The organism is Pseudomonas sp. YJ42, from assembly GCF_047225135.1.
GTDB classification, from domain to species: Bacteria; Pseudomonadota; Gammaproteobacteria; order Pseudomonadales; family Pseudomonadaceae; genus Stutzerimonas; species Stutzerimonas stutzeri_E.
In genome coordinates this window covers 4,652,940-4,671,691 of record NZ_CP178378.1, presented here as the reverse complement: position 1 = coordinate 4,671,691, position 18,752 = coordinate 4,652,940, and the positions used below count along the sequence as shown (strand labels likewise).

Below are 18,752 nucleotides of genomic sequence, written 5' to 3'. Positions count from 1 at the left end.
GGGTTCCTGCTACCAGCGTCAGGCCGTTTTGCGGGCCTGCTGAGCGATTCGATTTTGCAGGCGGTACAGGTAGGCGAAACCCGACGTCCAATGGGTATGGCCCGATTGCGTATTGATGTGCCCGACGCCACGGAGAATGACGGTATCACTTGCCCAATTCTGGCCCAGCTCGATGGATCGGTCGGCTGTCGCTGCGGCATCGCTGTCGGAGCCGACCAGCAGGCTGGGAAATGGCAATGCTTGACGGGAAATCGGCGCGAAATCGCGCAGGGCGTCGGGGCATCCCTCACGCTGCACATCCGCTGGCGCGACCAGCAACGCGCCACGAACCCGCTGCAATGTATCCATCGAAGCTTGTGCGGCCCAGTGGGCGACGGTAACGCAACCCAGACTATGCGCGATGAGGATGATCGGCTGCGTGCTCATTGCCACGCTGCGATCCAGCTCGGCGATCCAGTCTTCGCGGCGAGGGTGTAGCCAATCGGACTGCTCCACCCTGGCGCTGTTTGGAAGGCTGCGTTGCCAATGGCTTTGCCAGTGAGCGGCAGGCGAGCCTTTCCAGCCCGGCACTATCAGATAACGGATCGATTCGCTGCGCATCGAGGTGTGCCTCCGAAATGATGGAAGCCAGTCTAGCCACTCGCGCAGCTCACATAAAAGAATAAGAAATTATTTATTTATAACCTAATTAAATTTCTTCTCAAGCAACGTCAATGATCGATCAACGGAAGAAGCTGCCCATTAGACGACCTGCATGACAGTTACCTCGACTGCACGCCGGTCCGCTACGCGCACGGTGCGCCAGGCGTTATAGGCCATCAGCAGCATGCCCAGAACGAAGGTGCCGCCGCCAATCAGTCGCACCACATAGCCGGGATGGCTGGCCTCCAGCGCCTCGACGAAGGAATACGTCAGCGTGCCGTCTTCATTGATCGCACGCCACATCAGACCCTGAGTGATGCCATTGACCCACATCGAGGCGATGTAGAGCACGGTGCCGATGGTGGCCAGCCAGAAGTGCGCATTGATCAGCCCGACGCTGTGCATCTGCTCGCGGCCCCAGAGTTTTGGAATCATGTGGTAGAGCGTGCCGATGGAGATCATCGCGACCCAGCCCAGCGCACCGGCATGCACGTGGCCGATGGTCCAGTCCGTATAGTGCGACAATGCGTTGACCGTCTTGATGGCCATCATCGGCCCCTCGAAGGTCGACATGCCGTAGAACGCCAGGGAAACCACCAGAAAGCGCAGGATCGGATCAGTGCGCAATTTATGCCAGGCACCGGAGAGCGTCATCATGCCGTTGATCATGCCGCCCCAGCTGGGCGCCAGTAGCACCACCGACATCGCCATACCGAGGCTCTGCGCCCAATCCGGCAATGCGGTGTAGTGCAGATGGTGCGGGCCGGCCCAGATGTACAGGCTGATGATCGCCCAGAAATGCACGATGGACAGCCGATAGGAATACACCGGCCGCTCGGCCTGCTTCGGCACGAAGTAGTACATCATCCCGAGAAAGCCCACCGAGAGGATGAAGCCCACCACGCTATGCCCGTACCACCACTGGATCATGGCATCCGTGGCGCCGGAGTAGGCCGAGTAGGATTTGAACAGGGTCACCGGGATGGCAATGTGGTTGATCACATGGACCATCGCCGTCACGACGATGAAGGCGCCATAGAACCAATTGGCAACATAGATGTGCTGGGTTCGCCGCCGCGCGATCGTGCCGATGAACAGATAGGCATAGGCCACCCAGACCAGCGTCACCCAGATCGCAATCGGCCATTCCATCTCAGCGTATTCCTTCGAAGAGGTAATACCCAACGGATAGCTGACCAGCATTGCCATGATCGCCGCCTGCCAGCCCCAGAACACGAAGTTGGCCAGCCCGTCGGAGATCAGTCGCACCTTGCAGGTCCGCTGCACCACATAGAAGGAGGTCGCGAACAGCGCGCCGCCGCCGAACGCGAAGATCACTAGATTGGTGTGCACCGGGCGCAGGCGCCCGAAAGTGGTCCAAGGCAACCCGAAATTGAGTTCTGGCCAGACCAGTTGGGCGGCGATGAACGCACCCATACCCATTCCGACCACCCCCCAGAACAGGGTCATCAAGGTGAAGCGACGGACGACTTCGTAGTTGTAATCGGGTGTATCGAGCACTGCAGCATCAGCCATGACATTTCCTGGAGACAGATGAATAAAGCTCGTCCATCAGCGGCGGGCGTCGCCGGCCAGAGCGAGCGACAAACAGTGTGTCGCATCGATTTAAATACTTATAACGAATATTCATCATCGTTAAGTGCATTTATATTTATACAACTAGAAGCACGTGTCGCGCACACCAAGCCGCGCATTCGTCTTGCGCGATCCACGTCGTTTCTCTGGTCATTAATGCAACCTCGACACTGACACTGACACTGACACTGACACAGACGCCGATGCCTGGCGCTGCGCTTTTCATCGCCCGCAACTTGACCGGCATTTGGCGAACCCAAATACTGTATCCATATACAGTATTTGGAAGATCCCATCGTCATGGCATCTGTGGTTGCCCTCAATCATCTGCTCGATGCGCGCCGCCTATGGCGCGGCCAGTCCAGCTTCGTCTCGACCAGCAGTCAGCCGACCGGACATGCCGCGCTGGATGCCGTCCTGCCCGGCGGCGGCTGGCCGGAATCGGCACTGAGCGAGCTGTTGATTGCCACGAGCGGTATCGGCGAATTGCGCCTGCTCTGGCCGACCCTGGCGCGATTGACCATGGCCGGTGAACGCGTGGTGCTGGTGGCGCCCCCATATGTGCCCTATCCCCAGGCCTGGATGGCAGCCGGTGTCGACCTGCGCCAGTTGACGATCGTCAATACTCAAGGCCGTGACGCCTTATGGGCTGCCGAGCAATGCCTGCGTTCGGGTAGCTGCGGCGCAGTATTGTGTTGGCCGCAACAGGCCGAAGACCGCGCCCTGCGTCGCCTGCAGGTGGCCGCCGAGACCGGTCAGACACTGGCTTTCGCCTACCGTCCACTGCGCGAGGCGATCAACCCCTCGCCAGCGGCACTGCGCTTGGCGGTCGAGGCTCAGCCAGCGCAGTTACGGATACTCAAGTGCCGTGGCGGTCTGGCTCCGGCACGCCCGATTCCTGCCACAGCGTGGCATTGAAATGGTCATGCTCTGGGCCTGCATATTGCTGCCGCAACTGGCCATGGATGGCGTGCTACGCAACCGTAGCGATGCCGACGCACCGCTGGCCCTGTTGAGCGGAACGCCGCAGCGTCGAGTGCTGCAGGCAGTCAATCCGATGGCGCGGTCGCTCGGCCTCAAACCGGGTCAATCGCTGATTGCCGCCCAGGCGCTGACCCGCGACTTCACCACGGCTGAATATGACCTGGCTTCGATCGAGCGCTGGCAGCAATTCCTCGCTGCCTGGGCCTACGGCTTCAGCTCCCAGGTGAGCCTGCATTATCCGCGCTGTCTGCTCCTGGAAGTGCACTCCAGCCTTGCTCTGTTCGGTCCCTGGCCGCGTCTGGAAGCGCGTCTGCGCGAGGAACTGCATGCCTTGGGCTTTCAGCACCGTATTACGCTGGCACCGAACCCCGCCGCTGCGCGGGTACTGGCCAACGCACATGATGGCCTGGCCGTGACGGATACCGAGACGCTGCAGAGCGTGCTGGCCCCATTGCCGGTCGAGCGTATCGGTCTGCCGCGCGAAGTGACGACCGCCTTTGCGCGCATGGGCCTGCGGACTCTGAGGCAGGTGCTCGCGCTACCACGAGCGGGTCTGGCGCGACGCTTTCCGGCAGAAGTACTGAAGCACCTCGATACCCTGCTCGATCATCGTCCCTTGGCGCTGGACTTCTACCGGCCGCCAGACCGCTTCGATGCCCGGATCGAGTTGAACTTCGAAGTCGAGTCCCACCAGGCATTGCTATTCCCGCTGCGTCGCCTGACCGCCGATCTTGCCGCCTACCTAGCCGGTCGCGACAGTGGAGTGCAACGCTTCACCCTGCATCTGGAGCACCGCAGCCTGACCGATAGCCAGATACCGGTTGGCCTGCTCAGTGCCGAGCGCGATCCGGCCATGCTGTTCGAGTTGACGCGTGGTCGGCTGGAACATATGCAACTGCCGGCGCCGACACTGGCGATACGCCTGGTCGCGCATGAATTGCCAGCGTTCGTCCCTGAGCACCGCCTGTTATTCGAAGAACGACCGCAGCAGTCGCTGCCTTGGGAGCAGCTACGCGAGCGCCTGCGGGCCCGCCTGGGAGACGACGCCGTGCAAGGGCTCTGCACGCGTGCCGACCATCGCCCCGAATGCGCCTGGCAACCGCAACACACCACTCGGAATGAGTTGCCATCAGACATCGGCCCGCGCCCCAGCTGGCTATTGGCCGAACCGAAGCCATTGTATGAGGCATCCCTGCGCCTTCTCGCCGGCCCCGAACGCATCGAGTCGGGCTGGTGGGATGGCGGCGATGTGCGCCGCGACTATTACCTGGTGGAAACCCGCACCGGCCAGCGCGGCTGGGCCTTCCGCTCAACGGATGGAGGGCCGTTGCTGTTGCACGGCTGGTTCGCATGATGACCGCTTACGCCGAGCTGCATTGCCTATCCAACTTCAGCTTCCAGCGAGGTGCCTCCAGTGCCCGCGAACTCTTCGAGCGCGCCGCCCGCCTCGGCTATCGAGCGTTGGCCATCACCGACGAATGCACCCTGGCCGGCATCGTACGGGCCTGGCAGGCTTCGAAGGATATCGGCCTGCCATTGATCATAGGCAGTGAGATTCAGATCGAAGACGGGCCCAAGCTGGTTTTGCTGGTGGAAAACATCACCGGTTATCAGGCCTTGTGCCGCTTGATCACCCGCGCCCGCCGTCGCGCCGAAAAAGGTCGCTACCGGCTTCTAGCCGAAGACCTGAGCGAGCCACTGGATGGACTACTGGCCATCTGGATTGCCGGTCAACCCGAGGCTGATCTCGAGGGCCGCTGGCTACGCGAACGATTTCCGGAGCGCCTCTGGCTGGGCATCGGACTGCACCGTGGGCCAGACGACATGCTACGCCTGCGCCAATGGAAGGCACTGGCCACCCGCCTGAACCTGCCTGCGGTAGCCTGCGGCGACGTGCATATGCATGCCCGAGGACGCCGTGCGCTGCAGGACTGCATGACCGCGGTCCGTCATCACTTGCCGGTAGTTGAGGCCGGCCGCCACTTGTTCCCTAACGGCGAACGCCATCTACGCCGATACGAGGAACTGCTTGAGCTGTATCCGCCAGAGCTGCTCACAGAAACGTTGCGCATCGCTGAGCGCTGTCAGTTCGATCTCAGCCAATTGGAATACCGATACCCACATGAGCTGGTGCCTGCGAGCCATAACGCTACTTCCTGGCTGCGCAAACTGGTCGAAGATGGCGCGCGCTGGCGCTGGCCAGATGGCGTAACGCCGAAGAACCGTGCGCAGATCGAGCATGAGCTGAAACTGATCGCCGAACTGAAGTACGAAAATTACTTCTTAACCGTGCATGACCTCGTCCGGTGGGCCCGTAAACAAGGAATCCTCTGCCAAGGCCGTGGCTCGGCAGCCAATTCCACTGTGTGCTTCGCGTTGGGTATCACCGAACTCGACCCCGCACGCGCAGGCAGCCGGCTACTGTTTGAACGCTTCCTATCTCGTGAGCGCAAGGAGCCACCGGACATCGACGTCGATTTCGAGCACGAACGCCGCGAGGAAGTCATTCAGTATGTATTTCGCCGCTATGGCCGTGAGCGGGCCGCGCTCACCGCCGTCGTCAGCACCTACCACGCCACCGGCGCCTTGCGCGACGTTGCCAAGGCGCTCTGCCTGCCACCGGATCAGATCAACGCGCTGGCCGATTGCTGCGGACGCTGGAGCGACCGGATTCCTGACGCCGCGCGTTTGCGTGAAGCAGGCTTCGACCCGCGCAGTCCGGTGCTGCACCGGGTATTGGTGCTGACTGGCGAATTGATCGGTTTCCCCCGCCACCTTTCACAGCACCCGGGAGGGTTCGTCATTTCCGAGCACGCGCTGGAAACCTTGGTGCCGGTGGAAAATGCCAGCATGGCCGAGCGCACCGTGATTCAGTGGGACAAAGACGATCTGGATGCCGTAGGTCTGCTCAAGGTCGATGTCCTCGCCCTCGGCATGCTCAGTGCGCTGCGCCGCTGTTTCAATCTGATCGAACGCTATCGCGGCACATGCTGGACGATTGCCAGCCTGCCGCAGGAAGACCGCGCGACCTACGACATGATTAGCCGTGCCGATACTGTCGGCGTGTTCCAGATCGAATCACGGGCCCAGATGGCCATGCTTCCGCGCCTGCGCCCCAGGGAGTTCTACGATCTGGTAATCCAGGTCGCTATTGTGCGCCCAGGGCCGATTCAGGGCGATATGGTTCATCCCTACCTGCGTCGACGTAATGATGAAGAAGAGGTGAAATACCCTTCCGATGAATTGAAACCGGTCTTCGAGCGCACACTCGGTGTGCCGCTGTTCCAGGAACAGGTGATGGAGCTGGCAATCGTTGCCGCCGAATATACGCCCGGCGAAGCCGACGAGTTGCGCCGATCCATGGCCGCCTGGAAGCGTCATGGCGGCCTGGAGCCCCATCGCCAGCGACTGACCGAACGCATGCTCGCCAAGGGCTACGAGGCGGACTTCATCGCACGCATCTTCGAACAGATCAAAGGGTTCGGCAGCTATGGCTTTCCCGAATCCCATGCCGCTAGCTTCGCCCTGCTCACCTACGCTAGCTGTTGGCTCAAATGCCACGAACCGGCCGCCTACGCCTGCGCCTTGATCAATAGTTGGCCGATGGGCTTCTACAATCCCGACCAGATACTGCAGGACGCCCGCCGTCACGGCCTGGAAATTTTCCCGGTTGACGTCCAGCACAGTGGCTGGGATTGCAGCCTCGAACCGACTGCCAACGAGCAACCGGCGATCCGCCTGGGCCTGCGACTGGTGCGCGGCTTTCGTGAAGCGGATGCGCGGCGTATCGAGGCAGCACGACAGGTTGAATCATTCGCCGATGTCGATGACCTGTGTCTGCGCGCCGAGCTGGATGCCCGCGCCCGCGAACGACTGGCCGATGCCGGCGCCCTGCGCGGCCTCGCTGGACATCGCCACCGGGCACGCTGGGCAGTAGCCGGGGTCGAGACACAGCTGCCACTGTTCGCTGGCCAGTGCGCGCAACAGGAAGCGCCGATCCCCCTCCCATTGCCTACGGTCGGCGAGGACCTGCTGACCGACTACGCCACCCTCGGCACCACGCTCGGCCCGCACCCGCTGGCCTTGCTACGCGAACAGCTCCGAAGCCGGCGCTGTCGCAGTTCACGCGAGCTGGCAGACATTGAGCATGGCCGTTTGGTCAGCGTGGCCGGTCTGGTGATAGGCCGTCAACGTCCGCAAACCGCCAGCGGCGTGATCTTCGTCACCCTGGAAGACGAGTTCGGCATGATCAACGTGGTGGTTTGGCACGATCTGGCCGAGCGCCAACGGCGAGCCCTGATCCATTCGCAGCTGCTGCGAATCGACGGTCATCTGGAGTCGGCGAGCGGCGTACGCCACGTCATCGCTGGGCGCCTGAGCGACCTCACGCCACTGCTGACCGGCCTGGATGTACGCAGTCGGGATTTCCAATAATCCGACGTTTCTCGACACCCGCCGATAAGGCTGCACGGTGTATCCGCGGCCTGCACGCACATGGGCTGTACCGTGACCTGGAACAATGCCGACCGCACCTGGGACTGTCCCTGCCATGGCTCGATTTCCAGCTCGACGGCGAAGTGATTCACGGCTCAGCCCATGAGTCCCTGAGCAAACGACAGATCTGGTGTTCTCATTAAGCTGGCGCCGTTCAACGCCGACTGCCTCCGAGTCGCCATCGATTAAAACGCTCGGCCCAGCCGAGTGTACGTGCCGGCCGGCGCTGCTGCCGCCAGGCTTCGGCCACTACCCGGCTGGCCTCACCCAACGTGGCCCCGAGCTGTACGGTCTCGGCAAGCTTGTTCAGCCCGAGCTTGTGCTTCATCGCCACGACGAATCCGGCCAGAGTCTCGCTGGCCTGCTCGCCAACGATGGTGACCCCAAGGATGCGATCCTCGCCCGGTTCGGTGAGCACCTTGACGAAGCCTTCACCGGTGCCTTCGGCGACTGCACCAGCCAGCGATCCCAGGTCCAGCCGGATCACGTCGAACTCTATCCCAAGCGTTCGGGCCTCGGCCTCGGTCAGCCCCACCGACGCAATCTCAGGGGCGGTGAAGACAGCATGCGGTATGACCCGCTCGCTAACCGCGAACCGCCTGAGTCCGCCGAACAAAGCATTGACCGCGGCGTACCAGGCCTGATGCTCAGCCACATGAGGCGCGCCATACGGCCCAGCAACGCTGCCTACCGCATAGATGTTCGGATAGCGGGTCGCCAGGTATTCATCGACCTCGAGACTGCCATCATCTCCGCAGCGCAGACCCAACGCGTCCAGCCCTAGCCCCTCGACATCGGCGCTTTGCCCCAGCGCCAGCAACACGCGATCGAACGGCAGCGCCAGCTCGCCCTCGTCTCTCGCACCGCAGATCAGGCGGCGCTCGCCCTCGACCACCTCGACGCGCAGCGGCGACAAGCCGAGCCGCAATTCGACACCATCGGCATTCAATGCGGCGGTCACGGCCTGTGCCGCTTCCGCATCTTCCTGCTCGAGCAAAGCCTCGCGCTCGCTGGCCAAAGTGACCTGGCAACCTAGCCGCTGGAAAGCCTGGGCGAACTCGCAGGCGCCAGCCCCGTTGCCCAGTATCAGCAGCCTCTCGGGGCGCTCGTGCAGACTCCAGAGAGTATCGCAGGTCAGCGGCTCCACCGCGTCAAGGCCGGGAATCGGCGGGATCCACGGCCGGCTGCCGGTGGCGATGATAATGGCGCGGCTGGTCAGGGTGCGGCCTTCCACCTCGACCGTCCATGGCGAGCTCAACCTGGCCTCGGCCATGACAACTTCCACTCCCAGGCGAGTGTAATGTTCGGCCGAAGGGCATCCCATCGCCTTATCGGCGAGCCGCCTCACCCGACCCATTACCTCAGCGAAATCCGCCGCCTCGACTCGTTGTCCGCTCTCCTGCCGCTGACCTTGGCGTAGCGCGTGGGTGAGATTTGCCGAGCGACTCAACGCCCTGGCCGGCACGCTGCCTTCGTGCACCGCCACGCCACCCAGACGCTGCCGCTCGAACAGACTCACTCGCGCTTTCATGGAAGCGGCGATCCGCGCCGTCGCCAGCCCGCCGGTACCGCCACCGATCACGACCAGATTGCGCTCGAAGCATTTCGGCTTGTGCCAGCCGCGGTACGCCTGGCGCGCCTTGTACAGCGTCAGCAGCCGAGTGGCCAGCAACGGAAACACAGCCAGCAGCACGAGCGTACCGATCATGCTCGGCGACAGAATACCGGACAGCGATTGCAGCCGGACCAACTGCTGCCCGGCGTTCACGTAGATGGCATTGCCCGGCAACATACCCAGCTGGGTGGTCCACCAGAACGTCCAGATGCTTACCCGGGTCAGGCCTAGCGCCGGGTTCAACAGCACAAAAGGCACCAGGGGAATCAGCCGCAGCGAGACCAGATAGAAGGTGCCCTCACGCGCCAGCCCCTTGTTGATTCCAGTGATCTGCGAGCCGAAGCGTTTCTGTATCCAGTCGCGCAGCATGAAGCGGCTGATCAGCATCGCCATTACCGCACCGACATTCGACGCGAAGGACACCAGCAGCGTGCCTTCCAACAGCCCGAACAGGGCACCGGCGAGCAACGTCAGCACTACCGTGCCTGGAAACGACAGTGCAGTCAGCGCGACGTAGACAGCGAAGAACGTCCCACGGGCCCACCACGGATGGGCCTGCACCTGCCCATGCAAGGCACCGCTGTGCGATTTGATCGATTCGAGGGTGAGGTATTCGCCGAGATCGAAGATGAAAAAGCACGCCACCGCCGCGATGAGCATGGCCAGGATTATGAGTCGACTGACTTTCATCCGCGCCCGGTCCTCGACGGAGCAGACGCGAATTGAGACAGGGCGTAATGGAGACTGGCGGTACTGCTGAAGAAATGCATCGATGAAGCGCTCTCATGGCTCACGCATTGGAGCTTTGACGCGCCTAGACGTTCCGATAGGGGTCAGCATGCGAGCACAACGGCCTAACAGACGATGCGGTCCTGGCGAGACAGTGCCAGCCGGAGTTGCATGCATTGATCAAATGCACTGCGAGATCCCGATGCCGCATTGCCGGCCGTCTGGTCGTTGGCGGCCAGAGCGACGTCTGCCAATGCAATGAGACTTTCTTGATAAACTAGCCGACCCTCGCGCTTGACCTGATCGGCGCGATGTATCCGATACCGCCGCCTTTAAGCGGCCGTGCCGTCATGGGTCCCCATCACAGCTCCGTTGCGACACAGCCGCACCCCAGTGCACGAGAGGCAACAACGGGCGAAACAGGCCGACAGGCCGACTAAAGACATCGACTATGCTGCTGACATCTGCACCAAACCTGGCAACCATGCGCCCCTCACCGTCCCGTCGCTTCTCCGTGGCACCGATGATGGATTGGACAGACAGACATTGCCGGTATTTTCTGAGGCAGCTTTCCCGCCATGCCCTGCTCTACACCGAAATGGTTACCACCGGCGCGCTGATCAATGGCGATGCCGAGCGCTTTCTGCGTCACGACGAGGTGGAGTACCCCCTCGCGCTACAGCTCGGCGGGAGTGTACCGGCGGAACTGGCGGCCTGCGCGAAAATGGCCGAAGCGGCGAATTACGACGAAGTGAACCTCAACGTCGGCTGCCCCAGTGACCGCGTGCAAAACAATCTGATCGGTGCCTGCCTCATGGGGCATCCGGCATTGGTCGCCGACTGCGTAAAGGCGATGCGAGATGCCGTCGGGATCGAGGTAACGGTCAAGCACCGAATCGGCATCAACGGACGCGACAGCTATGCCGAGCTCTGCGATTTCGTTGGCCAGGTACACGAGGCTGGCTGCCGCAGCTTTACCGTGCATGCGCGAATTGCCATTCTCGAAGGGCTGTCGCCAAAGGAAAATCGCGAAGTCCCGCCCCTGCGTTATGACGTCGCGGGCCAGCTCAAAGAGGATTTCCCGGATCTGGAAATCATCCTCAACGGCGGGATCAAAACACTGGATGAATGCGAAGCGCATCTGCAACGCTTCGATGGCGTGATGCTCGGCCGCGAGGCATATCACAACCCCTATCTGCTAGCGCAGGTGGACGCCCGGTTATTCAACAGCCAGGAACCTGTCATCAGCCGCGCCGATGCGCTGCGGCGGATGCGACCCTATATTCAGCGACATTTAGATGCTGGCGGTTCGATGCATCACGTCACTCGTCATGTATTGGGCCTCGGCCAAGGCTTCCCCGGCGCACGGCGTTTTCGCCAACTGCTCTCAGTCGATATCCACAAAGCCAAAGAGCCTTTGGCCCTGCTGGATCAGGCGACCAGCCTGCTCGAAGGCCACTGATAATATTCAAGGAACACCCGGGTACATTTTCAATCCAAGTGCAGTCCGCCCGAACCATCCGCTTATTGAGCGGCTCGGTGGCCTCGGGTTAAGGTCATGCCAACTCAGAGGATAGAGCGCCCCCATGACATCCAAGCTGGAACACCTCAAGCAGTTCACCACCGTTGTCGCCGACACTGGCGATCTCGATGCCATTGCCCGTCTGCAACCGGTAGACGCCACCACCAACCCATCGCTGCTGCTCAAGGCCGCTGCCCTGCCCCGCTACGCCGAACATCTGCACTCAGCAATATCGCGCTGCGCTGGCGATATCGGTCTGGGCTGCGATCTGTTTGCCGTTGCGGTCGGCCAGGAAGTGCTCAAGCTGATTCCCGGGCGCATTTCCACCGAGGTCGATGCACGGCTTTCCTTCGATACCGAAGCGATGGTCCAGCGCGGCGAGCGCCTGATCGGTCTGTATGAGCAGGCCGGCGTATCCCGTGATCGCGTACTGATCAAGCTGGCCTCTACCTGGGAAGGTATCCGTGCCGCCGAGCACCTGGAAAAGTCCGGCATCCAGACCAATCTGACCCTGCTGTTCTGCTTTACCCAGGCCGTGGCCTGCGCCGAAGCCGGTGTGTTTCTCATCTCGCCGTTCGTGGGTCGCATCTACGACTGGTACAAGAAGAACGAAGGTCGAGACTACACAGGCAATGAAGACCCAGGCGTGCAGTCAGTCAGCCGTATCTACGACTATTACAAGGCGCACGGCTACAAGACCGTGGTGATGGGGGCGAGCTTCCGTAATACCGGTCAAATCGAAGCCTTGGCGGGCTGCGACCGCCTGACGATCAGCCCCGAACTGCTCAGCCAGCTGGCTCAGGACGAAGGGCCGCTGGAGCGCAAGCTCTCGCCGGGTCGCGCATCGGAGCCGCGCATCGCATTGGATGAAAACGGCTTCCGCTGGGGATTGAATGAGGATCCGATGGCGACAGAGAAACTGGCCGAGGGTATTCGCCAGTTCGCGCGCGATCAGGAGAAGCTCGAGGCGCTGCTGAAGGCAAAGCGCTGATCAGGAGCGTTCCAGCGCCGTCACGAGGTCGCGAAACGCCTCGCGATTGGATTCATTGAGGCTCATCAGGATGCGGTGAGCCTCAAGTACCTTGTTCTTCACCACTTCTTCCGACTGGTCCTGGCTCGGCAGATCAGCGAGCTGTTCAGGCGATGGCAGCGGCTGGTCGACGATATTGAATACCTGATCGAAGCCCATCGACTGCAACAGACGGGTGATGTCGGCGTGCGTGGTTACCAGCGTCGGCAACATGCCGACCTTCTGTCGCGAGAGAATCGAGAGTTTGGCCAGCAGTCCAAGCGTCGTGCTGTCGATGCTACGGCTCTCGGTGAGATCGATAACAATCGATGAGAAATCCAGCGACGAAAAAATCTTCTCGATCGTTGCATCCAACGCCGAGCAGAGTGTCAGGCGGATTTCGCCGACGAACTTGAGAACGAACGTACCGTCCTGCTCAGCGAACTGGATTTTACCAGTGCTCATGCAAGGTTCCTGCTCAATACCAGCAACGCGATGTCATCAGGCATATCCTCTAGATCGGCCAAGCCAAATACTCGCTGAAGTCCTTCCAGCGTACCGCCTGCTTCGCAAATCAGGCCGGGCAATCCTGCTTCCTTATCTTTGAGGGCGTCGCCCGGCAAAAGGTCCAGGATGCCATCGGAAAGCAGCGTCAGGCTGAACGACTCCGGGAGTTCGATTTCATAATTATCGTAGGTCGCCTCGACGAACAGGCCAACCGGCAAGCCCCGCCCTTCGAGATATTTAGCCTTTTCGCCGGTGTAGAGCACCGGCATCGGAAGGTGCCCACCGATGCTGTAATGCAACACGTTGCGCTCTTGGTCGATCACTCCACCCAGCATCGTCACGTGCTTGCCAAGCTTGCAGTTGATCAGCCCACGGTTGATGTGATCGAGCACCTCGGACGGCTTGAACGCACGCAGAGTTCCGCCCCGCCGAGACTCGTACAGCAAGCGCGTGGTCATGAACTTCAGCAGGACCGTGACGAATGCCGAAGAGGCTCCATGGCCAGAAACGTCGGCCAGATAGAAGCCGATGCGGTGCTCGTCGACGCGAAAGTAGTCCACGAAATCACCGGAAAGGTAAAGCGACGGAATGATCTGATGGGCGAAGTTGAAATCGTCGAGGCTGCACGGCGTCACCGGCAGCATGTTCATCTGTACCTGGCGACCAGCATCCTGATCTTCCTGTAACAGGTGCAAGCTGGCCTGCAGATCGCGATTGGCCGTTTCCAGCTGCTCACGATAGCGTCGGTTCTCCAGGCGCAAGCGTGAGCGATCGAGCGCCCGGCGAACCGAATGTTCCAGCATCGCCAGGTCTTCGAGAGGCTTGATCAGGTAATCGGCCGCACCCAGACGCAGGGCTTCCACCGCATCGCTCATCACACCGGCGCCGGACACGACGATAACCGGAAGGTCGACCTGACGCTCGCTGATCAGCCGGATCAGCTCCAGGCCATCCATCTGCGGCATACGCAGATCGCAGATCACCAAGTCAGGACGCTCGGCGTCAAACAGCTCCATGCCCCGCCGCCCATTGGGCGCCTGCAGGACCTTGAAACCACTGTCATCCAGATAGGCGGCCAAACTGGCTCGTACCACATCGTCGTCATCTATGATCAGCAGGGTCGCGCTTGGGTTGTGCATGTTCCTACCAGGCGGTATCGCCAGGATGATTGGCGAAAGCATCGGCCCCGCGCGGGCGCTGGGCAAGGGATCTTTTCAAGGCGCAGACGGTACTCCCATACGAACTGCGTTTCAAGCCGAGCACCGCCGCTCCGTCTGTGCTTTACAGGCCGAATTGGCGGGCGTTATAAGAACGAGCGCAAGCAGAACTCAGAGGACGAAACAATGACCCAGAGTGATCGGGACTACAGCGAAAAACGCGATTTCATCCGCATGCAGATCGAGACCGCGATCACCCTCACCCATAACGGGCAGCACTACGACGCGATCGGCCAGGATCTTTCAAGCACCGGCATGCAGGTGCTTGCAGCGACACACCTGCAAATCGGCGATAAGGTTCAGGTGCATATCCCTTCCGAACACAAGGAGCTGAAGGGTCTGGAGGCGGAAACCGAGGTGGTACGGGTCGACACCCACGAAGACGGGCGGCAGAGCCTGGGGCTGGCCATCCTTTCGATGAGCTAAGCGGGTCACGAATGTATGATTTCCAGGCCCCACGGCCCAATGCGTGGGCTGACAGAGCGGGCCAGGATGCCCGCCTCGATCAGAAGTCGTCTTCGACCTGGCCGTCCATTGTGCGGAATTCACGGTTCTGCAAATAAGCATTGCGGACGAAGACGTATTTGTCGCCAGTAATCATCTTCTCGGCCGAGAGTAGACCGGCGCGCAGGTCAACCACGTTCACCGCGCGCGTCACGTTGCGGGTCGGGATGTGATCCATGTAGGGATAGGGCTGCAGGAAAGAATCGGGTACACGCCCCGCCGCGTCGCGCACAGTGCTCGGCCCAAGCAGTGGCAGCACGACGTAGGGGCCGCTGCCCAGCCCCCAGGCGCCCAGGGTCTGGCCGAAGTCCTCGTCGTTCTTCTGCAGGCCCATGCGGGTCGCGACGTCAAAGAAGCCCAGCACGCCGAAGGTGCTATTGAACAGGATGCGGCTCGTGTCGATGCCGGCATCACGGACTTTGCCTTGCAGCAAATCGTTGGTCAGCACCACCACGTCGCCAAGGTTGCTGAACACGTTGCCGATACCGTCTTCGAGAAAGTTCGGCGTGACCTTCTGGTAGCCCTGCGCAAGCGGCTTGAGGGTATAGGTGTCGAGCGTGTCGTTGAACCTGAACACCACACGGTTGACGCCCTCCCAGGGATCTTCCTCAGCGGCCTGGAGAGACGAAGCGCCAACCAGCGTCAGCGCCGCAACGAGGGTCATTCTGAAATATCCGATCCAGTCCTTATCGATCAGTCGCATCACGGCCTTCCCCTTATTCGAATGGTGGCGTCTGCCCATCAAAGCGCAGCAGTATAAATCCTTTCCATCCGTTTCCGGCAGCGCCCGGACATGCGGAACGGCAACGAACTTCACGGCTTTGTGTGTCATCAAAGAAAAGACAATGCCAAACCGCTGGTTTACCCTTCATTTATCGATTGCTGGCGACTCGTCGCCCCGAAACCACAGAGGGATGCAATATGCCGGAACATGATCTGCAGTCGCAGCTTGCCGAGTTGCGTAGTCAGCTGGCCCAGGACACACCGCTGACCGAAGACGAGCGCGCATCGCTACAGGCGATCGCCCACGACATCGAGCTTCGCCTGGCGAACCAGGGCGTGGTGGACCAGAACGACTCGCTGGTCGATGGCGTCAACCTAGCGGTGGAGCGTTTCGAGGTCAGCCATCCCAATACCGCCATGACATTGCGCAACATCATGCAGACGTTGGCCAATATGGGAATCTGAGCGGAAACGCAGCCAACCACCCCGAAGCCATCGAGGAGCGTGGAGAACCACGCTCAAGCGTTCGCCTGTTATTGCCGGACCAGCCGTCCATTGCTCGGCGCGTCGAAATCGGTGCTGCGGTAGGGGTTGATATCCAGCCCACCGCGGCGGACATAGCGGGCATGGACGCTCAGCTGTTCCGGCGTCAGCAACCGCTGCAAGTCGAGGAAGATGCGCTCCACGCATTGTTCATGAAAGTCCGCGTGTTGGCGGAAGCTCACCAGATACGCAAGCAAACTGCCGTGATCCAGCGCCGCGCCACGGTACTGGATGACCACCGTCCCCCAATCTGGCTGACCGGTAACAGGGCAGTTGGATTTCAACAAATGGCTGAAGACGCACTCCTCGACCCGGCGGCCCGGGTCACAGCTCAACAGATCGGCTCGTGGCGAGTCGTAATGTTCGATGGCGATATCCAACTCATCGATGCAGCGCCCCGCCGGCGATGCAATCCCCTCCCGGGCAACCTCCTCCAACGTCCGCAAGCGCACGCCGACCGGCTTGCCGGCCGCGGCCGACAGATCCCTCGTCATGACCTCCACAAGGGCCTCTCGGCTGTCGAACACCGACTGGTTCAGTGAGTTCAGATAGAGCTTGAACGACTTGGATTCGATGATATTCGGCGAGTCCGCTGGAATGCTGAACTCACCGATGGCGACCACGGGCTTGCCGGACGGCAGCAGCCAGGACAGCTCGTAGCAATTCCAGATGTCCACGCCGCGATAGGGCAAGGTGTCGGCTGTCAGCCCCAATTCAGCCCACTTGGGCGCGCGGGGAATCGGAAATAGCTGCTCCGGGCTGTAGGTCGCGACATAAGCGCTGGACTTGCCCAGCGGCGAGAGTTCGGCGGGGTGTTGCATGAAAGGAACCTGTACGAAAAATGACCGCAAGTGTATCGGTTCCCGCCACGTTTATCACCGCGCAATCCCCCCGCTGGCATCGTCACGGGCCAGGCGGGAGCCCAGCCTCATGAGTTATTGACGCATTCCACGGCCGCTGTTGAGCAAGCGGATGCACCACAGGTACATCACTACCGCAGCCACCGCCATAAAGCTGATCGCGATCCCGATGCGGATGTCCGATACCCCGAGAATGCCGTAGCGGAACGCATTGACCATATGCAGGATGGGGTTGGCCAGCGACAAGGTCTGCCAGAACGGCGACAGCAGCGTGATCGAATAGAAGACACCACCCAGGTAGGTCAAGGGCGTCAGCACAAAGGTCGGAATGATCGAGATGTCATCGAAATTGCGCGCAAACACCGCGTTGATGAAACCGCCCAGAGCGAAGATCGTCGAGGTCAGCGTGATCACCAGCAGCGTCACGCCCAGATGATGGACCTGCAGGTCAGTGAAGAACATCGATAGCAACGTGACGATCAACGCAACCGCTAGCCCGCGGGTGATCCCGCCCAGCGCAAAACCGATGAGAATCACATGCGGCGACACCGGCGAAACCAGCAGTTCTTCGATAGAGCGTTGGAATTTACTGCTGAAAAAGCTCGACACCACGTTGCTGTAGGAATTGGTGATCACCGACATCATGATCAGCCCCGGCACGATGTATTCCATGTAGGTGAAACCACCCATCTCACCGATCCGTTCGCCGATCAGATTTCCGAAGATGACGAAGTACAACACCATGGTGATCGCGGGAGGCAGCAAGGTCTGCGGCCAGATGCGCGTGTAACGACGAATCTCGCGATGGACGATGGTTTGCAGAGCAACCAGATTGGGCCGGAATTCCGCGTTCATTTGGCCACCTTGGGCAGGTTGTTTTCCACCATCGAAACGAACAACTCCTCCAGCCGATTGGTCTTGTTGCGCAAGCTCAGCACCTCGATGCCCTGGGCCGAGAGCATTCGAAACAGGTCGGTGACGCCTTGGCTTTTATCCACCTGTACCTCAAGCGTATGGTGATCGACCAACCTCGCCGGGTAATGGCCCAGCTCCGGCGGCACGAGCTGCGACTCCTTGAGGTCCAGCAGGAAGGTCTCGACGTGCAGCTGCTTGAGCAGCTCGCGCATGCTGGTGTTCTTGACGATCTGGCCGTGGTCGATGATGCCGATATTGCGGCACAGCTGCTCGGCCTCTTCCAGATAATGCGTGGTGAGAATGATGGTGATGCCTTCGCGGTTGAGCTCGGTGAGGAACGACCACATCGAACGGCGCAACTCAATATCCACGCCAGCGGTGGGCTCGTCGAGGATCAGCAGACGCGGCCGGTGAATCAGCGCACGGGCGATCATCAAACGCCGCTTCATACCACCGGATAGCATGCGCGAAGACACATCGCGCTTGTCCCACAGGCCCAGCTGGTTGAGATATTGCTCGGCACGCTCCTTGGCCACCTTGGATGGAATGCCGTAGTAGCCGGCCTGCGTGACGAGGATGTCGAACGCCTTTTCGAACTGGTTGAAATTGAATTCCTGCGGCACCACGCCCAGGCAACGCTTGAGCCCGGAGGGATCGCGATCCAGATCATGGCCAAACACGTTGACCGTTCCGCCCGTCTTGTTCACCAGCGTGGAAAGGATGCCGATGGTGGTGGACTTTCCGGCGCCATTGGGGCCCAACAATGCAAAGAAATCGCCTTCAGCCACATCCAGGTCGATACCCTTGAGGGCCTCGAAGCCATTTCCGTAAATCTTGGTCAACTGCCGAATGGACAGAGCAGTACTCATAAAAAATGCACACAACGCGGAGA

The 18,752-nt window shown here is 60.8% G+C and carries 16 protein-coding genes and 1 pseudogene; 8 read left to right on the top strand and 9 right to left on the bottom strand.

Going from position 1 to position 18,752, the window contains the following annotated elements; translation table 11 throughout:
* Window positions 1-18: 18 nt before the first annotated feature.
* Together ACL0K2_RS21690 and ccoN are read right to left on the bottom strand one after the other, a co-directional pair.
* The gene (locus tag ACL0K2_RS21690) at window positions 19-600 is read right to left on the bottom strand and encodes an RBBP9/YdeN family alpha/beta hydrolase (protein WP_413043402.1); all 582 of its coding nucleotides are present in this window, start codon (window positions 598-600) and stop codon (window positions 19-21) included.
* A gap of 141 nt (window positions 601-741) precedes the next feature.
* Window positions 742-2,178, bottom strand: coding sequence for a cytochrome-c oxidase, cbb3-type subunit I (ccoN, locus tag ACL0K2_RS21685; protein ID WP_239612010.1), 1,437 nt, complete (start codon window positions 2,176-2,178; stop codon window positions 742-744).
* A 360-nt stretch (window positions 2,179-2,538) separates the two neighbouring features.
* On the opposite strand from ccoN, the gene imuA reads away from it, so the two are divergent.
* The 4 genes and pseudogenes from imuA to ACL0K2_RS21665 all read left to right on the top strand — a co-directional run.
* Window positions 2,539-3,156 (top strand): translesion DNA synthesis-associated protein ImuA, encoded by a 618-nt coding sequence (imuA, locus tag ACL0K2_RS21680; RefSeq protein WP_413043401.1) that lies wholly within the window; start codon window positions 2,539-2,541, stop codon window positions 3,154-3,156.
* Between the two features lie 7 nt (window positions 3,157-3,163).
* Window positions 3,164-4,576, top strand: coding sequence for a Y-family DNA polymerase (locus ACL0K2_RS21675; protein ID WP_413044504.1), 1,413 nt, complete (start codon window positions 3,164-3,166; stop codon window positions 4,574-4,576).
* Window positions 4,573-7,656 carry an error-prone DNA polymerase gene (locus tag ACL0K2_RS21670; protein WP_413043400.1) on the top strand — a complete coding sequence of 1,028 codons (3,084 nt, stop codon included), beginning with the start codon at window positions 4,573-4,575 and terminating at the stop codon, window positions 7,654-7,656. Before ACL0K2_RS21675 ends, ACL0K2_RS21670 begins: the two co-directional genes overlap by 4 nt.
* A 30-nt stretch (window positions 7,657-7,686) precedes the next feature.
* Window positions 7,687-7,859 (top strand): annotated as a pseudogene (locus tag ACL0K2_RS21665) (Rieske 2Fe-2S domain-containing protein); the annotation flags it as partial.
* Between the two features lie 11 nt (window positions 7,860-7,870).
* Here the strand turns inward: ACL0K2_RS21665 and ACL0K2_RS21660 are convergent.
* On the bottom strand, window positions 7,871-10,021 hold the full coding sequence (locus tag ACL0K2_RS21660; protein WP_413043399.1) for an FAD-dependent oxidoreductase: 2,151 nt from the start codon (window positions 10,019-10,021) through the stop codon (window positions 7,871-7,873).
* Between the two features lie 523 nt (window positions 10,022-10,544).
* On the opposite strand from ACL0K2_RS21660, the gene dusA reads away from it, so the two are divergent.
* Window positions 10,545-11,522 carry a tRNA dihydrouridine(20/20a) synthase DusA gene (gene dusA, locus ACL0K2_RS21655; RefSeq protein WP_413044503.1) on the top strand — a complete coding sequence of 326 codons (978 nt, stop codon included), beginning with the start codon at window positions 10,545-10,547 and terminating at the stop codon, window positions 11,520-11,522.
* Window positions 11,523-11,646: 124 nt separating this feature from the next.
* On the top strand, window positions 11,647-12,573 hold the full coding sequence (tal, locus tag ACL0K2_RS21650; RefSeq protein ID WP_413043398.1) for a transaldolase: 927 nt from the start codon (window positions 11,647-11,649) through the stop codon (window positions 12,571-12,573).
* Here tal and rssC read toward each other — a convergent pair whose 3' ends face one another.
* Together rssC and rssB are read right to left on the bottom strand one after the other, a co-directional pair.
* Window positions 12,574-13,056: an anti-sigma factor antagonist RssC gene (gene rssC / locus ACL0K2_RS21645; protein WP_025241276.1), complete on the bottom strand. Its 483-nt coding sequence runs from the start codon at window positions 13,054-13,056 to the stop codon at window positions 12,574-12,576.
* Entirely contained in the window at window positions 13,053-14,237 is a 1,185-nt protein-coding gene (gene rssB / locus ACL0K2_RS21640; protein ID WP_045161414.1) for a two-component system response regulator RssB, read from the bottom strand. Before rssB ends, rssC begins: the two co-directional genes overlap by 4 nt.
* A 204-nt stretch (window positions 14,238-14,441) precedes the next feature.
* On the opposite strand from rssB, the gene ACL0K2_RS21635 reads away from it, so the two are divergent.
* Window positions 14,442-14,741 carry a PilZ domain-containing protein gene (locus ACL0K2_RS21635; protein WP_239612004.1) on the top strand — a complete coding sequence of 100 codons (300 nt, stop codon included), beginning with the start codon at window positions 14,442-14,444 and terminating at the stop codon, window positions 14,739-14,741.
* 79 nt (window positions 14,742-14,820) lie between these two features.
* Here ACL0K2_RS21635 and ACL0K2_RS21630 read toward each other — a convergent pair whose 3' ends face one another.
* Window positions 14,821-15,522, bottom strand: coding sequence for a VacJ family lipoprotein (locus tag ACL0K2_RS21630; RefSeq protein ID WP_045161412.1), 702 nt, complete (start codon window positions 15,520-15,522; stop codon window positions 14,821-14,823).
* Window positions 15,523-15,740: 218 nt separating this feature from the next.
* Between ACL0K2_RS21630 and ACL0K2_RS21625 the strand changes: the two genes are divergently transcribed.
* Window positions 15,741-16,007 carry a DUF4404 family protein gene (locus ACL0K2_RS21625; RefSeq protein WP_045161410.1) on the top strand — a complete coding sequence of 89 codons (267 nt, stop codon included), beginning with the start codon at window positions 15,741-15,743 and terminating at the stop codon, window positions 16,005-16,007.
* A 68-nt stretch (window positions 16,008-16,075) separates the two neighbouring features.
* On the opposite strand, the gene queF is transcribed toward ACL0K2_RS21625, so the two are convergent.
* The 3 genes from queF to ACL0K2_RS21610 form a co-directional block, all read right to left on the bottom strand.
* Window positions 16,076-16,906: an NADPH-dependent 7-cyano-7-deazaguanine reductase QueF gene (gene queF, locus ACL0K2_RS21620; RefSeq protein ID WP_045161409.1), complete on the bottom strand. Its 831-nt coding sequence runs from the start codon at window positions 16,904-16,906 to the stop codon at window positions 16,076-16,078.
* 114 nt (window positions 16,907-17,020) lie between these two features.
* Window positions 17,021-17,800, bottom strand: coding sequence for an ABC transporter permease (locus ACL0K2_RS21615; protein ID WP_045161408.1), 780 nt, complete (start codon window positions 17,798-17,800; stop codon window positions 17,021-17,023).
* Complete coding sequence (locus ACL0K2_RS21610; protein WP_045161407.1) at window positions 17,797-18,729, bottom strand: ABC transporter ATP-binding protein; 933 nt, start codon at window positions 18,727-18,729, stop codon at window positions 17,797-17,799. Before ACL0K2_RS21610 ends, ACL0K2_RS21615 begins: the two co-directional genes overlap by 4 nt.
* Window positions 18,730-18,752 lie beyond the last annotated feature (23 nt).

Bases quoted from the DNA above. Each gene is read 5' to 3' on its own strand.
- ACL0K2_RS21635 (WP_239612004.1), top strand. From the start codon at position 14,442: ATGACCCAGAGTGATCGGGACTACAGCGAAAAACGCGATTTCATCCGC.
- queF (WP_045161409.1), bottom strand. From the start codon at position 16,906: ATGCAACACCCCGCCGAACTCTCGCCGCTGGGCAAGTCCAGCGCTTAT.
- dusA (WP_413044503.1), top strand. From the start codon at position 10,545: ATGCGCCCCTCACCGTCCCGTCGCTTCTCCGTGGCACCGATGATGGAT.
- ACL0K2_RS21675 (WP_413044504.1), top strand. From the start codon at position 3,164: ATGCTCTGGGCCTGCATATTGCTGCCGCAACTGGCCATGGATGGCGTG.
- ACL0K2_RS21630 (WP_045161412.1), bottom strand. From the start codon at position 15,522: ATGCGACTGATCGATAAGGACTGGATCGGATATTTCAGAATGACCCTC.
- tal (WP_413043398.1), top strand. From the start codon at position 11,647: ATGACATCCAAGCTGGAACACCTCAAGCAGTTCACCACCGTTGTCGCC.
- rssC (WP_025241276.1), bottom strand. From the start codon at position 13,056: ATGAGCACTGGTAAAATCCAGTTCGCTGAGCAGGACGGTACGTTCGTT.
- ACL0K2_RS21690 (WP_413043402.1), bottom strand. From the start codon at position 600: ATGCGCAGCGAATCGATCCGTTATCTGATAGTGCCGGGCTGGAAAGGC.
- ccoN (WP_239612010.1), bottom strand. From the start codon at position 2,178: ATGGCTGATGCTGCAGTGCTCGATACACCCGATTACAACTACGAAGTC.
- ACL0K2_RS21610 (WP_045161407.1), bottom strand. From the start codon at position 18,729: ATGAGTACTGCTCTGTCCATTCGGCAGTTGACCAAGATTTACGGAAAT.
- imuA (WP_413043401.1), top strand. From the start codon at position 2,539: ATGGCATCTGTGGTTGCCCTCAATCATCTGCTCGATGCGCGCCGCCTA.
- ACL0K2_RS21670 (WP_413043400.1), top strand. From the start codon at position 4,573: ATGATGACCGCTTACGCCGAGCTGCATTGCCTATCCAACTTCAGCTTC.
- rssB (WP_045161414.1), bottom strand. From the start codon at position 14,237: ATGCACAACCCAAGCGCGACCCTGCTGATCATAGATGACGACGATGTG.
- ACL0K2_RS21625 (WP_045161410.1), top strand. From the start codon at position 15,741: ATGCCGGAACATGATCTGCAGTCGCAGCTTGCCGAGTTGCGTAGTCAG.
- ACL0K2_RS21660 (WP_413043399.1), bottom strand. From the start codon at position 10,021: ATGAAAGTCAGTCGACTCATAATCCTGGCCATGCTCATCGCGGCGGTG.
- ACL0K2_RS21615 (WP_045161408.1), bottom strand. From the start codon at position 17,800: ATGAACGCGGAATTCCGGCCCAATCTGGTTGCTCTGCAAACCATCGTC.